Annotated in this window: 13 protein-coding genes; 10 read left to right on the top strand and 3 right to left on the bottom strand. The window is 62.9% G+C overall.

The window, feature by feature from the left end; all coding sequences use genetic code 11:
- Positions 1–9: 9 nt before the first annotated feature.
- Both F7R19_RS07445 and F7R19_RS07450 read left to right on the top strand, forming a co-directional pair.
- Positions 10–855, top strand: coding sequence for a transketolase (locus F7R19_RS07445; protein ID WP_150979831.1), 846 nt, complete (start codon positions 10–12; stop codon positions 853–855).
- Positions 852–1,859, top strand: coding sequence for a transketolase family protein (locus F7R19_RS07450; RefSeq protein WP_150979832.1), 1,008 nt, complete (start codon positions 852–854; stop codon positions 1,857–1,859). The genes F7R19_RS07445 and F7R19_RS07450 overlap by 4 nt, the downstream gene beginning before the upstream one ends.
- 183 nt (positions 1,860–2,042) lie before the next feature.
- On the opposite strand, the gene F7R19_RS07455 is transcribed toward F7R19_RS07450, so the two are convergent.
- Positions 2,043–2,597 (bottom strand): Lrp/AsnC family transcriptional regulator, encoded by a 555-nt coding sequence (locus tag F7R19_RS07455; RefSeq protein WP_170292565.1) that lies wholly within the window; start codon positions 2,595–2,597, stop codon positions 2,043–2,045.
- A gap of 202 nt (positions 2,598–2,799) precedes the next feature.
- Between F7R19_RS07455 and F7R19_RS07460 the strand changes: the two genes are divergently transcribed.
- The 8 genes from F7R19_RS07460 to F7R19_RS07495 all read left to right on the top strand — a co-directional run bounded on the left by F7R19_RS07460 (position 2,800) and on the right by F7R19_RS07495 (position 11,536).
- Positions 2,800–3,816, top strand: a complete 1,017-nt coding sequence (locus F7R19_RS07460; protein WP_150979833.1) for a 1-aminocyclopropane-1-carboxylate deaminase — start codon at positions 2,800–2,802, stop codon at positions 3,814–3,816.
- Positions 3,817–3,944: 128 nt separating this feature from the next.
- Positions 3,945–4,919, top strand: a complete 975-nt coding sequence (locus F7R19_RS07465) for a Bug family tripartite tricarboxylate transporter substrate binding protein (protein WP_150979834.1) — start codon at positions 3,945–3,947, stop codon at positions 4,917–4,919.
- Between the two features lie 86 nt (positions 4,920–5,005).
- Positions 5,006–7,705, top strand: a complete 2,700-nt coding sequence (gene mdeB / locus F7R19_RS07470) for an alpha-ketoglutarate dehydrogenase (protein ID WP_061957958.1) — start codon at positions 5,006–5,008, stop codon at positions 7,703–7,705.
- 184 nt (positions 7,706–7,889) lie between these two features.
- A complete protein-coding gene (locus F7R19_RS07475) occupies positions 7,890–8,654 on the top strand; it encodes a GntR family transcriptional regulator (RefSeq protein ID WP_150979835.1) in 765 nt (254 codons plus the stop codon).
- A 56-nt stretch (positions 8,655–8,710) separates the two neighbouring features.
- The gene (locus tag F7R19_RS07480) at positions 8,711–9,478 is read left to right on the top strand and encodes a transporter substrate-binding domain-containing protein (RefSeq protein WP_200899043.1); all 768 of its coding nucleotides are present in this window, start codon (positions 8,711–8,713) and stop codon (positions 9,476–9,478) included.
- 24 nt (positions 9,479–9,502) lie between these two features.
- Complete coding sequence (locus F7R19_RS07485) at positions 9,503–10,171, top strand: amino acid ABC transporter permease (RefSeq protein WP_150979836.1); 669 nt, start codon at positions 9,503–9,505, stop codon at positions 10,169–10,171.
- Positions 10,168–10,824: an amino acid ABC transporter permease gene (locus tag F7R19_RS07490; RefSeq protein ID WP_150979837.1), complete on the top strand. Its 657-nt coding sequence runs from the start codon at positions 10,168–10,170 to the stop codon at positions 10,822–10,824. The genes F7R19_RS07485 and F7R19_RS07490 overlap by 4 nt, the downstream gene beginning before the upstream one ends.
- A complete protein-coding gene (locus tag F7R19_RS07495) occupies positions 10,805–11,536 on the top strand; it encodes an amino acid ABC transporter ATP-binding protein (protein WP_150979838.1) in 732 nt (243 codons plus the stop codon). Before F7R19_RS07490 ends, F7R19_RS07495 begins: the two co-directional genes overlap by 20 nt.
- 71 nt (positions 11,537–11,607) lie before the next feature.
- Here the strand turns inward: F7R19_RS07495 and F7R19_RS07500 are convergent, their stop codons facing one another.
- Both F7R19_RS07500 and bluB read right to left on the bottom strand, forming a co-directional pair.
- On the bottom strand, positions 11,608–12,651 hold the full coding sequence (locus F7R19_RS07500) for a TRAP transporter substrate-binding protein (protein ID WP_150979839.1): 1,044 nt from the start codon (positions 12,649–12,651) through the stop codon (positions 11,608–11,610).
- A gap of 254 nt (positions 12,652–12,905) precedes the next feature.
- Positions 12,906–13,580, bottom strand: a complete 675-nt coding sequence (gene bluB, locus F7R19_RS07505) for a 5,6-dimethylbenzimidazole synthase (RefSeq protein ID WP_150979840.1) — start codon at positions 13,578–13,580, stop codon at positions 12,906–12,908.
- Between the last annotated feature and the right edge of the window lie 780 nt (positions 13,581–14,360).

The raw sequence follows: 14,360 nt of genomic DNA on the forward strand, positions 1-14,360 counted from the left end.
GAGTCAATCATGAGTCGTACAAATCTCGAGGCGCCTGTCTCGCTGGCAGAGCGCGCCTATCGTATCCGGCGCAACGCCATCTTGATGGGCGAAGTCCAGGGGCAAGGCTATGTAGGCCAGGCGCTCGATATCGCGGACGTGCTTGCCGTCGCCTACTTCGGTGCCATGAAGTACCGTCCGGAAGATCCTCAATGGGAGGGTCGGGATCGCTTCCTGCTTTCCAATGGACACTACGCGATCGCGCTATACGCCGCGCTGCTCGAGGCGGGCATCCTGCCTGCCGAAGAGCTTGAAACCTACGGGAGCGATGACAGCCGCTTGCCCATGTCGGGCATGGCTAGCTACACGCCGGGCATGGAGATGTCCGGGGGGTCGCTCGGCCAAGGCCTCACGATTGCCGTCGGCCGTTGCCTGGGTCTGAAGCGCAAGAACTCGGACGCGTTCGTCTACACCCTGTTTTCGGATGGAGAACTGGACGAAGGATCGATCTGGGAAGGCATCCTTTCCGCCAGCCACTGGAAGCTGGACAACCTGATCGCCATGGTCGACGTGAACAACCAACAGGCTGACGGGCCGTCGACGCAGATTCTGTCGTTCGAGCCGCTGGTGCCGAAGCTGGAGGCTTTCGGGTGGTATGTGCAGCGTGTGGACGGCAACGACATCGATGCGGTAGCTACGGCCTTCGACAACGCCCGCGCGCATAAAGAAGCGCAGCCGCGAATGATCGTCTGCGACACGCGGATGGGCTGCGGTGTGCCGTTCCTTGAGCAACGCGAAAAGAATCACTTCATTCGGGTAGACGCCCACGAATGGCAACTGGCCCTGCAGGCCCTCGAAGAGGGGAGAAAAGCATGAGCAACAACATTCAATCGGGCAAGCCCCGCCTGAAGACCTCGGCCATGATTGCGTCGATCGCGGGAGAAGGGCAGACGACGCGGTCGGCGCCATTCGGTCACGCTTTGACAGCACTGGCGGCCGAACGGCAGGACATCATCGGCATGACGGCTGACCTGGGCAAATACACGGACCTCCATATTTTTGCGAAGGCCTATCCTGATCGTTACTATCAAATGGGTATGGCGGAGCAATTGTTGATGGGAGCGGCTGCAGGCTTTGCGCATGAAGGCGCAGTTCCCTTCGTGACGACCTACGCAGTGTTTGCAACGCGTCGCGCCTACGACTTCATGCATCAGACGATTGCCGAGGACAACCTGAATGTCAAAATTGTCTGCGCGTTACCCGGGCTGACGACAGGATATGGCCCCAGCCACCAGGCAGCGGAGGACCTGGCGCTGATGCGAGCCATGCCCAACATGACGGTCATCGATCCGTGCGACGCCATCGACATCGAGCAGATGGTTCCAGCCATTGCCGAACACAACGGCCCGGTCTATGCCCGTCTCCTGCGCGGCAACGTGCCTGCGGTCCTGGACGAGTATGACTACAAGTTCGAACTCGGCAAGGCGAAGTTGCTTCGGGACGGTGCCGACGTATTGATCATATCGTCCGGAATCATGACGATGCGCGCTTTGGAAGTGGCCAAGGAGTTGGAAGCGGATCGTGTCGGCGTGGCCGTGCTGCATGTCCCCACAATCAAGCCGCTCGATACGGAAACCATCGTGCGTGAAGCGCGAAAGTCGGGCCGATTGGTGATCGTGGCAGAGAACCACACCGTCATTGGGGGACTTGGAGAGGCGGTGGCCGTCACATTGCTGCGTGAGGGTGTACATGTGCCCTTCAGGCAAGTGGCTCTGCCCGACGAGTATCTGGATGCCGGCGCGCTGCCGACGCTCCATGACCGCTATGGTATTTCCACAAACGTGGTGGTCCAGTCGGTAAAGAAATGGCTTAGCGAGTAGAAGTGAGCTGTAAGCGGCACCGTCGCTTGCCGGTGCCGTAGATGCCGATATGGTTTTGGCCTGGCGCACCTCATTCGAGACCGGTGGGCACATTCTTGCGCGATTCGTCGCTAAGTCTCATTGGGCCGCGAGCTCGATATTGGGCGTGCGTGCAGTCTCCCGAATGATGGCAACCACCGTAATTCAGATCGGGAACTGCGTGGTCGACAACACCTGCTTGAGCACCATGAACGAGCGGATCTGCCGCACGCCCGGCAGATAGAGCAGTTGCTCCGCATGGAGCCGGTTGAAGCTGTCGCTGTCTTTGGTGCGCACCAGCATGAAGTAGTCGAACTCGCCAGTCACCACGTGGCATTCCATGCAGCCCGAGACCTGCTGGGCAGCGGTCTCGAACTGCGCGAAAGACTCCGGCGTGGAGCGGTCCAGTACCACGCCGATCATCACCAGCATTCCCGCATCGAGCGCACTGGGATTCAAAAGTGCCACGATGCCGCGGATCAGTCCCATTTCCTTCAGACGTTCCACGCGCCGCAGACACGCGGGCGGGCTCAGATTGACCTTGGCCGCCAGCGCCACATTGGATATCGATGCGTCCTGTTGCAGCGCGCGCAGGATGGCTTTGTCCGCACGATCAAGGGCCTCGATGTGCGGCGAAGTCACCGTATTCGAGGGTGCCGAAGATGGTGCATGCGGTGGTGCATCGAGGCCGGATTTGGTGCGAAATTTTGTTTCTTTCATGCGGTTTTAGAAAGAATTTTTGATTTTATAAAGCTTGTTTCTCCTTTTAATAGTGTTCAAAACGAAAGTTTTTTGCAAGCACGTTTCGTGAGTTTTTTCTTAGGATGGCACCCATCGCAACATTGATTTGCCGCTGGCGAGACAAGCGCTACTGCGCGCACATCGATGACGGGATACCGCCCCTCAACCTGGAGTTGCCACCATGAATCTCAAGCGTTTCGCTCGCCATTCCCTGACGTTCGGACCTACCCCGATCCAGCCTCTGAAACGCCTGTCGGCGCACCTGGGCGACAAAGTGGAGCTGTATGCCAAGCGCGAAGACTGCAATAGCGGCCTGGCGTTTGGCGGCAACAAGACCCGCAAGCTCGAATACCTGATTCCCGACGCGCTGGCGCAGGGATGCGACACGCTGGTGTCGATCGGCGGCATCCAGTCGAACCAGACACGCCAGGTAGCAGCCGTGGCGGCGCACCTTGGACTGAAGTGCGTGCTGGTGCAGGAGAACTGGGTGAACTATGCCGATGCCGTATATGACCGCGTGGGCAATATCCAGCTGTCGCGCATGATGGGTGCCGACGTGAGACTGGTGGCCGATGGCTTCGATATCGGTATTCGCAAGAGCTGGGAAGATGCCATGGAAAGCGTGCGCAAGGAGGGTGGCAAGCCGTATCCGATCCCGGCCGGTTGCTCGGAGCATCCGTTGGGCGGCCTGGGCTTTGTTGGCTTTGCCGAGGAAGTCCGTGCGCAGGAAGCCGAACTCGGCTTCAGGTTCGACTACATCGTGGTGTGCTCGGTAACGGGCAGTACACAGGCGGGCATGGTGGTGGGTTTTGCGGAGGACGGTCGCGCCGATCGGGTGATCGGTATCGACGCATCGGCCAAGCCCGAGCAAACGCGCGCACAGATCCTGCGTATCGCCAAGCATACGGCCGGCCTGGTCGAACTCGACCGCGATATCGTCGATGCCGACGTGGTGCTCGATACCCGTTACGGTGGCCCCGAGTATGGGCTGCCGTCCGCCGGCACGATGGAAGCGATCCGCATGTGCGCGAAGTTCGAAGGCATGATGACCGACCCCGTCTACGAAGGTAAATCGATGCACGGCATGATCGACATGGTGCAGCGCGGTGAATTCCCGGCCGGCTCGCGCGTCCTGTACGCCCATCTGGGCGGTGCACCTGCATTGAGCGCCTACAGCTTCCTGTTCCGCAACGGCTGAGCGCGCCAGCGCTGTCGTCGTGCACTTCTCCGCGCTGGCTCTTACCGCCGGTGCGGTGGTCTCGCTTCGCTTCACGCAGGGGAACGCAAATGATTGCCTCGCTACGGAAGGAGTTTCTACGAACGATCATGGCAACGGCCAGCGTGTGCGCGCTGGCGGCCATGGCCATGCTTGCCGCCCATGCGGCCAATAGCCACGCTGCGAGCTACCCGACGCGGCCCGTGGTGCTTGTGGTGCCGTTCCCGGCGGGCGGCGCGGTAGACATTATCGGACGGCTGGTCGGCAAATCGATGGGCGATGCGCTGGGCCAGCCGGTCGTGATCGAGAACCGCGCCGGCGCCGGCACGATTGTCGGAGCGGGATACGTGGCCAAGGCTACGGCTGACGGCTACACACTGCTGATCAGTTCGGGATCGACATTCACCGTCAATCCGGCCATCAATGCCAGCCTGCCGTACGATCCGGTGAAGAGCTTCGAACCGGTGGGGCTGGTGGCCCGTGTACCGTTGATCGTGGTGGCCAATCGCTCGGTACCCGTCGACAACCTGCCGCAGATGGTCAGTGCGGTCAGTGCGGCGCCGGGCAAGTATGTCTATGGCTCGTTTGGTAGCGGCACCACCGGGCACTTTGCTGGCGAGCTGCTGCTGAGTGCCACGGGCATGAAGATGCAACACATCCCGTACAAGGGCAGCGCACCGGCCATAGCCGACCTGATTGGTGGGCAGATTCCGTTCTCGATCGACACCGTGGCCGCGTCGCTGCCGCATATCCGCAGCGGCAAGATCAAGCCGATTGCGGTGACCGGCGCCACCCGCGCTTCGTTGTTGCCCGAGGTGCCCACGGTGGCGGAAGCCGGCTATCCCGGCTTCGATGCCGATTCATGGGTGGCCATTGCCGCGCCACGTGGCTTGCCTGCCGATGTACGGGCCAGGTTGGACAGTGCGCTGGTACAAGTGATGAAGGATCCAGACGTGCGGCAGAAGCTGCTGTCCAATGGACTGGAACCCAAATACGCGCCGGCTGAGCAGGTCAGTGCCATGATCGACAGGGAATTGCCGCGCATGCGTACGATTGCACAGAAGTCAGGTATTCAGGCCAACTGACTTTGCTCGCGGACTTTGCTGCAACACCACGGCTAGCCTGAAACTGGCTGGGCTGGACCCGGCCTGAATCTCGCAGGAGACACTCGATGGAACAGCATGACCGCGTCAGTGCAGCCGCCAACGCGCTACACGCCCAGGCAGATCCGCAGGAGCTTCAGGAGTGGTGCCAGGCGCTCGATGGCGTCCTGTCGGCGTGGGGTGCGGAGCGGGGCCGCGAGCGTGCCTGCGAAATCCTCGATGCACTATTGGCCCATGCGCGCGAACGGCGCTTGCCGTGGCGCCCCGCGCACGTCACACCATACCTGAACACAGTGCCGGTGGAAGACCAGCCCGCCTATCCGGGTGACCTGGAAATCGAGCAGCGTCTGTCGGCCATCCTGCGCTGGAACGCGCTGGCCATGGTGGTACGTGCCAATCGCGCGCATGGCGAACTCGGCGGTCATATCGCCAGTTATGCATCGGCTGCGGATCTGTTCGAGGTGGGCTACCAGCATTTCTTCCGCGGCAATGCCGCACCTCACGGTGCCGACCTGGTTTTCTTCCAGCCACACTCGGCGCCCGGCGTCTATGCGCGCGCGTTTCTGGAAGGACGGCTCGATGAATCGGCGCTGTGCCACTACCGACAGGAACTGGTGGCCGAAGCGCAGGGGCTGCGCGGACTGAGTTCGTATCCACATCCGTACCTGATGCCGGATTTCTGGCAATTTCCCACCGGCTCGATGGGCATTGGCCCGCTTAACGCAATCTATCAGGCGCGTTTCATGCGCTACCTGCAGAACCGGGGCCTGTGCGAAACCGGCGGACGTCGCGTGTGGGGTTTCTTTGGCGATGGCGAGATGGACGAGCCAGAATCGATCGCGGCGCTGACGCTTGCCGCGCGCGAACAGCTCGACAATTGCACCTTCGTGATCAACTGCAATCTGCAGCGGCTCGATGGTCCGGTGCGCGGCAATGGACGCATTGTCGACGAACTGGAGGCGCTGTTCGCCGGCGCAGGCTGGCATGTGGTCAAGTGCCTTTGGGGCTCGGAATGGGACGCACTGCTGGCGCGCGACCACAACCATGCGATCAGCCGTGCGTTTGCGCAGACGCTCGATGGCGAGTTCCAGACCTTGTCCGCCAATGACGGAACGTTCAACCGTGCCCACTTCTTCAGCAAGACCCCGGAGTTGCGCGCGTTGGTGGCGCATCTTTCCGATGCGCAGATCGACCAGTTGCGCCGGGGCGGCCATGATCCCGTCAAGATTCATGCGGCATTTGCCGAGGCCGCGGGCTGCAAGGGCAGGCCCGCCGTGGTGCTGGCCATGACGATGAAGGGCTACGGAATGGGCACCATCGCGCAGGGCCGCATGACCACCCATCAGCAGAAGAAGCTGAGCCAAGCCGACCTGATGGCGTTCCGCGACCGTTTCAGTTTGCCGCTGTCTGACCAGCAGGTTATGGATGCGGCGTTCTACCGGCCTCCCGAAGACAGCCCCGAAATGCAATACCTGCAGGCCCGCCGCGCCGAACTGGGCGGCTATCTGCCGGTACGCAGTGCCAGCGCCGCCACCTTGGCGGTGCCCGGTCTGGAAGCGACGGCCGCCTTTGCACTCCATGCCGATGGCAAGGCGATGAGCTCGACCATGGCACTGGTGCGGCAGCTTGGCGCACTGCTCAAGGATCCGGTGCTGGGGCCGCGTATTGTGCCGATCGTGGCCGACGAGGCGCGCACGTTCGGCATGGCTGGCTTGTTCCGGCAGGTGGGCATCTATGCGCCATTCGGCCAGCTCTACCAGCCGGAAGACTCGGCGTCGATGCTGTCGTACCGCGAAACGCGCGACGGCCAGATCCTGGAGGAGGGGATTACCGAGGCGGGCGCGCTGTCGTCGTGGACGGCGGCGGCCACCAGCTATGCCACGCATGGTCTGCCGATGCTGCCGTTTTATATCTACTACAGCATGTTCGGCTTCCAGCGCGTGGGCGACCTGATCTGGGCCGCGGCCGACCAGCGCGCCCGCGGCTTCCTGGTAGGCGCCACGTCGGGACGCACCACGCTCGGTGGAGAAGGGCTCCAGCATCAGGACGGCAGCAGCCATCTTGCTGCGGCCACGATCCCGAACTGCCGCGCCTATGATCCCGCGTTTGCGGGCGAACTGGCGGTCATTGTCGACCACGGCATGCGCCGCATGCTCGAACAGCAGGCCGACGAGTTCTATTACCTGACCGTGACCAATGAGGCTGTGGAGAACCCGAGCCTGCCGCGGCAAGCGCATGAAGGCGTGGTGCGCGGCATCTATCTGCACCGCCCGGGCGGCGACTTTGCCCACCGGGTGCAGCTGTTCGGCAGCGGCGCCATCATGGGCGAAGTACTCAAGGCCGCCCGGCAGCTTGAGCAGGAGCACGGGGTTGCGGCCGATGTATGGAGTGTCACCAGCTATATCGAACTTGCGCGCGAGGGCGCCGACTGCGAACAGCTGTGGCGCCATGGCAAGGGGCCGGCTGACCAAAGCTGGCTGGGCCTGCAGTTGCAGCGCAGCGTTGGGCCGATCATTGCCGCCACCGACTATGTACGTGCACTGCCGGAATTGGTGCGTGCCTTCCTGCCGGCCGGCCGACGCTACGTGACGCTGGGTACCGACGGCTTCGGCCGCAGCGATTCGCGTGCGGCGTTGCGGCGCCATTTCGAGGTGGATGCCGCGGCGATCGTGCAGGCCAGCCTGCGTGCCGTGGAGGAAATCGTGGCCGAGGAAATGGTCTCGGAGCGGCGGCATCTGGCCGACGTGATCGCGTTGGCATCGATATGACCCGCGCCTGATCCACGGTTGCTTCATATTTGACGCGCGGCCCGGGCGGCACCAAGGCCGCGCGTCGCGCACCGCGCTGGGGAGTCATGGCGGGGTGCATGCCCGATTCTTGCGCGTCAAATGCGGCTTTTTGCCGACAACTCTTGCATACAAGCATGGCATACCACTTGCTCAAGTGGTTGCCGTGACCGAAACCACCGACAAATCTCCCGCTGACATTGCCAATCGCATCACCGAGGCGATGCTTGGCCAGAAACTGCTTCCTGGATCGCGCCTGGGCGAGCAGGAACTTGCCGCGCTATTTGGCGTAAGCCGCACGCTGGTGCGTGAAGCGCTGATGCGCCTGGCCGCGCGTGGCATGGTGACCGTCAGCTCGCGGCGCGGCTGGTTCCTGGTGGAACCCAGCGCCGATGACATTCGCGCCGCGTTCGATGCGCGCCGCATTATCGAAACCGGGTTGCTGCGCGAAGTCAGTGCGGAACGGCCGCCAAGCGTTCAGGCGATTCATGCGCTCAAGGTGCATATCGCCCGCGAAAAAGCCGCGCTCGATGGCGACGACGCCAGCGTACGCAGCTTCCTGCTGGGCGATTTCCACGTGTGCCTGTGCGCCTCGCTTGGCTATGGCCTGCTCACCGATACATTGCGTGACCTGACCGCGCGTACCACGCTGGTGGCCAGCCGCAATCAATCGGCCCTCGATGCCGGACGCTCATGCAGCCAGCATGAAGACATCGTCAACGCACTGGCCAATGGCGATGGCGCGCTGGCCGCACGCCTGATGGCCGAACATCTGGGCGAGGTCCACACGAGCCTCGACGCCGTGCCGCCCATCGATCCGCTCGCGCACCTGCGCCACGCACTGGCGCCAGTGGACCCGCAACGCATATCAACCTCCGTTCTACCGTCCGGGGATTTGTCCCCGAACCCATCTACTCCCTCTCGAAGCTAAGGAAACTCGCGATGTTTCATGTCAACGCCCTCAAGAAGTTTTCCCGTCGCGGCCTGATGGTCGCCATGCTGGCCGGTCTGTGCGTAACGGCCTTGCCGAAGCTGAGCCATGCCGACACGCTTGCGGACGTCACCAAGGCGGGCGTATTGCGCGTGGCCGTGCCGCAGGATTTCCCGCCATTTGGTTCGATTGGCGTGGACATGGCACCGCAAGGCCTCGATATCGACGTGGCCGCGCTGGTGGCGAAGAAGATGGGTGTCAAGCTCCAACTGGTGCCGGTGACCAGTACCAACCGCGTGCCATACCTGCAGACGCGCAAGGTCGACCTGGTGATTTCGAGCATGGGCAAGAACCCCGAGCGCGAGAAGGTGCTCGATTTCTCCGAAGCCTACGCTCCGTTCTTCAACGGCGTGTTCGGTCCGGCCGATCTGCCGGTCAAGAGCGCGGCCGACCTCGCCGGCAAGACCGTCGGTGTTACACGTGGTGCCGTGGAAGACCTGGAACTGAGCAAGATTGCGCCGGCCAGCGCCACCATCAAGCGCTACGAAGACAACAACGCCACGATCTCGGCGTTCCTGTCTGGCCAGGTGCAACTGATTGCCACTGGCAATGTCGTGGCATCGACGCTGATCGCCAAGCATCCGCCCAAGGCACCGGAAACCAAGTTCCTGATCAAGAACTCGCCGTGCTTTATCGGCATGAACAAGGGCGAGAAGGCGCTGCAGGACAAGGTCAATGCGATCCTCGCAGAGTCGAAGAAGGACGGCTCGCTGAACTCGCTGTCGATCAAGTGGCTGCTGCGTCCGCTGCCGGCACAACTCTGATCCGCGCCGTCACCGGGTTGAAGCATGGCTTACCAGTTCGATTTCCTGTCGGTGCTTGATTACACCGATGTGCTGCTCAAGGGCATTGCCGTCACCGCGCAACTCACGCTGACAGGCGGCGTGCTGGGCGTGGCGGTGGCGATTGCCGGTGCCTGGGCCAAGACGCAGGGACCGGCGTGGCTGCGCGCCGTGGTCAGCGCCTATGTGGAGCTGATCAGGAACACGCCGTTCCTGATCCAGTTGTTTTTCATCTTCTTCGGCTTGCCGAGCCTGGGCGTGCATCTGCCTGAGATGCTGGCGGCGTCGCTGGCCATGATCATCAACCTGGGTGCATACGGCACCGAGATCGTTCGCGCCGGGCTGGCCGCCAGCCCGCGCGGGCAGTTCGAGGCTGGCGCGAGTCTGGCCATGTCGCCGTTCCAGGTATTCCGTCACGTAGTGCTGCGCCCCGCGTTGCAGAAGATCTGGCCGGCGCTGTCGAGCCAGATCGTGATCGTGATGCTGGGGTCGGCGGTCTGCTCGCAGATTGCGGCGCAAGACCTGACCTATGCGGCCAACTTTATCCAGGGGCGCAATTTCCGGGCCTTCGAGGTGTATCTGGTCAGTACCTCGATCTACCTGCTGCTGGCGCTGGTGTTGCGGCAACTGCTGCGCGGCATCGGACGGCAGCTTTTTGCACGGAGCGTCCGATGATCGAGTTCTCAACGTGGGATATCGTCCGCAATCTGCTGCTGGCTGCACGCTGGACCGTGCTGCTGTCGCTGGTGGCCTTCGTGGGCGGTGGCATCGTGGGACTGCTGGTCCTGTTGATGCGGACCAGCAAGCGCCCGATGCTACGTCGCGCGACGTGGGCCTACATCGAGATTTTCCAGGGCACGCCACTGCTGATGCAGTTGTTCCTGGCGTTCTTCGGGCTGGCACTGTTTGGCATCGAAGTGCCTGCCTGGCTTGCCGCCGGCTTGGCGCTGACATTGTGGACCGCAGCGTTCCTGGCGGAAATCTGGCGCGGCTGCGTCGAGGCCATTCCACGTGGCCAGTGGGAAGCGTCGAGCAGCCTGGCGATGAACTATGTACAGCAGATGCGCCACGTGATTCTGCCGCAGGCGCTGCGCATCGCAGTGGCGCCGACCGTGGGTTTTGGCGTGCAGGTCGTCAAGGGCACGGCACTGGCTTCGATCATCGGCTTCACCGAGCTTTCCAAGGCGGGGACCATGATCGTCAACGCCACGTTCCAACCGTTCACCGTGTATGCCGCCGTGGCGCTGATGTACTTCGCGCTGTGCTGGCCGCTTTCGCAATACAGCAAAATGCTGGAGAGGAAATTCCATGCCGCTCATCGCCATTGACGAGGTCCGCAAGTCGTTCGGCAGCAATCAAGTCCTGAAGGGTGTATCTCTTTCCGTGGAACCGGGCGAAGTCATTGCCATCATCGGCAAGAGCGGTTCGGGTAAAAGCACGTTGCTACGTTGCATCAACGGACTGGAAACCATCGACTCGGGTGCGATCACCGTGGCCGGTGCGCATCTGGCTGACAGCGAACTGCAACTGCGTGCGCTTCGCCTGAAAGTGGGCATGATCTTCCAGCAGTTCAACCTGTTTCCGCACCTGAGCGCAGGGCGCAACGTGATGCTGTCGCCGATGGTGGTAAAGGGCGTGCCGGAGGCGCGCGCCCGTGAACTGGCCGAGGAAAACCTGGCGCGGGTGGGTTTGTCCGCCAAGTTCGACGCGTATCCGGATCAGTTGTCCGGCGGGCAACAGCAACGTGTGGCTATCGCGCGTGCGCTGGCCATGCAACCGATCGCCTTGCTGTGCGACGAGATTACCTCGGCGCTCGATCCCGAACTCGTGAACGAAGTGCTGCAGGTGGTGCGCGGCCTGGCTGCCGATGGCATGACCTTGCTGATGGTGACGCACGAAATGCGCTTCGCACGCGAGGTGTGCGACCGCGTGGTCTTCATGCACCAGGGCAAGGTGCATGAGATCGGCGCACCCGATGAGGTATTCGCTCGGCCGCAGACGCCAGAGTTGCAGCAATTCCTGGGGCTGGTGGAGGCCTGATCGCTCCAGATGCGCGCGGCTTGTCAGGAGGAGCGCCGATAGGGTCTTCTATGCGACAGCGGTCTGAACATTTAGCGCGCGCCGGCCTCCGCCGCGAGGTAATTCTTCAGCAGCACCGCACCGCGTTCGCCGACGCGGGTTTGCCAGGCCGCCACGGCGTCGAGCCCCGCATGGCGTAGCGCCTGCTGCACGGCCGGCGCGGGCTGATCCTGAATGACCACGCCATTGGCGCGCATGCGCGCGGTGTTTTCGGCCAGGCGCGTATCGAGTCGCGCCCACTGCCTGTCTTCGGTGGCTTTCGCGGCGGCGGTCACGGCGTCGCGCTGTGCCGGCGACAACGCCTGCCACGCAGCGTTGTTCACGGTGGTGAACGACAACGGCATGGCGTAGCCGATCGCCGTGAAGTTCGGCAGGAAATCCCACAGCTTGCGGCCCGCACCGCCATCGCCCGACGACAGCACCGCGTTCACCGATCCATCCTTCAGGCGCGGCATGGCGTCGGAGAACGACAGGTTTTGCGCCCGCGCGCCGGCCGCGCGCATGACTTGCGTCGACGTTTCGTCGTAGGCGCGCACCGACAACGCGCGCAGATCGTCAAGCGACCCCACGGGCTGCCGCGACCACAAACCCGTGGGCGGCCACGGCGTGGTGTACAGCAACTGCTGGCCTTGCTGCGCGAAGGCACGTGCATAGTCCGCGCGGGCCAGATCGGCCAGGCGGTGTGCGCCGTCAACAGACGTGGCCACGAACGGCAGCGACGACAACAGGAAGATGGGATCGACTTCGCCCAGCGCGCCGCCGAATGCGTCGCCAGCCTGCAGCTTGCCGTCGCGAATGGCGGCTGGCATCTGCGCGGACTTGATGCCGGCGCTGGCGTCGAACGTGGGCTGTGCTGTGATCGCGCCCTGCGTGCGGGCGGCGACTTCCTGCGCAAACGTGGTCAGTCCCTCGCCGGGCATCGACGTCGCCGGGTACTCGGTGGCCATCTGCCAGACCACCGGCGCGGGCTGTGCGCGTGCGTCGGCGGCAACCCAGAACGAGGCGCAACACAGCGTGGCGGCGATCCAATGACGAGACAAACGATGGGCTTGGCGAACGTTGTACAAGGTGCGCATGGCAGGGACGTATGAAGGGATTGGGGGCGAGGACAGACGGCTTGTGGCGCGACGATAACTGATCGAGTCGCCCAAGGCCAGAAAGCGACGGAGAGCCATCTGCATTATCGGGCATTTATCGTCCTTTTTTTGAAATCGATAATTTATCGACATAGGATAAATGCCGATAAACGGCTTGAGCTGAGTCGCGCGGCACGTACGGGATCGAGGATCAGGCCTGGCTCGGTTGGTTGCGCGCCCGCAATCTGCTGCTGTCAGCGGTCGGGTAGCGACATCGGCATCGACGCATCCCACAGGATGTCCTGCAGCGCGCGCCGCTGGCGCCAGCCCAGTTCCTCGAGCATGGGCGCGTCGTAGAAGGCGGGCACGGGCCCCACGCACAGCAGGCCGAACGGTGTGGCACCGTCGGGCAAGCCCAGTTCGCGCGCCAAGGCGTCGGGATCGAACATCGATACCCAGCCCAAACCCAGGTTCTCGGCGCGCGCGGCGAGCCACAGGTTCTGTACCGCGCAGGCGGCCGATGCCCACGCCATTTCACGCGGCATGCTGCGCCGACCGAAGACGGTGCCGTCGTCTGGGGCAAGAATCACTGCCAGCAGTTCGGCGCTGTCGCGTATGCCTTCCACTTTCAGACGCAGGAATTCCGCGGCACGTTCGCCCAGCGCGTGCGCCGTGGCCTGGCGCTCCGCTTCCACCAGCGGCGCCAGGCGCGCGCGCCATCCGGGCGTGCTCAGCCGCATGAACCGCCATGGCTGCATCAGCCCCACCGATGGCGCCTGATGCGCCGCCTGCAGCAGCCGTTCCAGTTGATCGTCGGGCAGCGGCGGCCCCGGGGTGAAATGACGACAGTCGCGCCGCAGCGCCATCACGCGATACAACGCGGCGCGCTCGGTGTCGTCGATATGTGGGCCAGAGGGGAGGTGTTCCATATGCCAATGCTTGCCATGCGAGGATGCGTCGCAGCCGGACTTCGCATCCAGCGCGTGGGGCTGATTTATACCGTGACGGGCCGTCAAGGGGCAACCTGCGCGCCAGCCGACGCCCCCTTGGCGCTCGCGTTTCGATGCCCTCCGTGGGAGGGGGGTATTCGCCATCCAGATTCGTGTGCGATCTGCCGATATATGCCGCTAGGCGGTGCGGTGTTTCCGTACTTGAACAGTGAGATATCGGGAGATACCGTTGCGCAACGGAGTCATGGTGGTCAGGTTGGCGTTTCGCCGGCGTTTTGTCTGGTTGTTTCTGACATTGGCGGTGCAACTGGCCTTTGGCTCAAGCATGGCGCACGCCGTGTCGGCGGCCTGTTCAGCCCTGAGTGCGCTCGATACGATCTCCTACAGCAATACCTTTCCGGCTGCTTCATTCTCACCCGGTGAGACATTAACTGTGTCCTACACCGATGACGGTCAAGATCCAGCCAGCCTACCGCCGTTCGCCTCCGACCGTGTCTTGGTTCAGGATGCGGGCACGACCAATCTGTATGGCTACAACTATTACAGCAGTTCGAAGATAAATGGCCTGCGTGCATTGACCATTACGGCGAGCCAACTCACTGCTTCAGGCCTGAATCTCAATATCCAGACGGGCACGCATATCGGTCCCGTGGCGATTCGCTGCACCGGTTCGGTCACCGCTCCCACCGTCGCCAACACGGCGTCGACGGTTGCCGCCAACAGCTCGAACAACGCTGTGACGCTGTCGATTGGGGGGAC

Origin of the sequence: Cupriavidus pauculus, from assembly GCF_008801835.1 — a bacterium.
Taxonomy (GTDB): domain Bacteria; phylum Pseudomonadota; class Gammaproteobacteria; order Burkholderiales; family Burkholderiaceae; genus Cupriavidus; species Cupriavidus pauculus.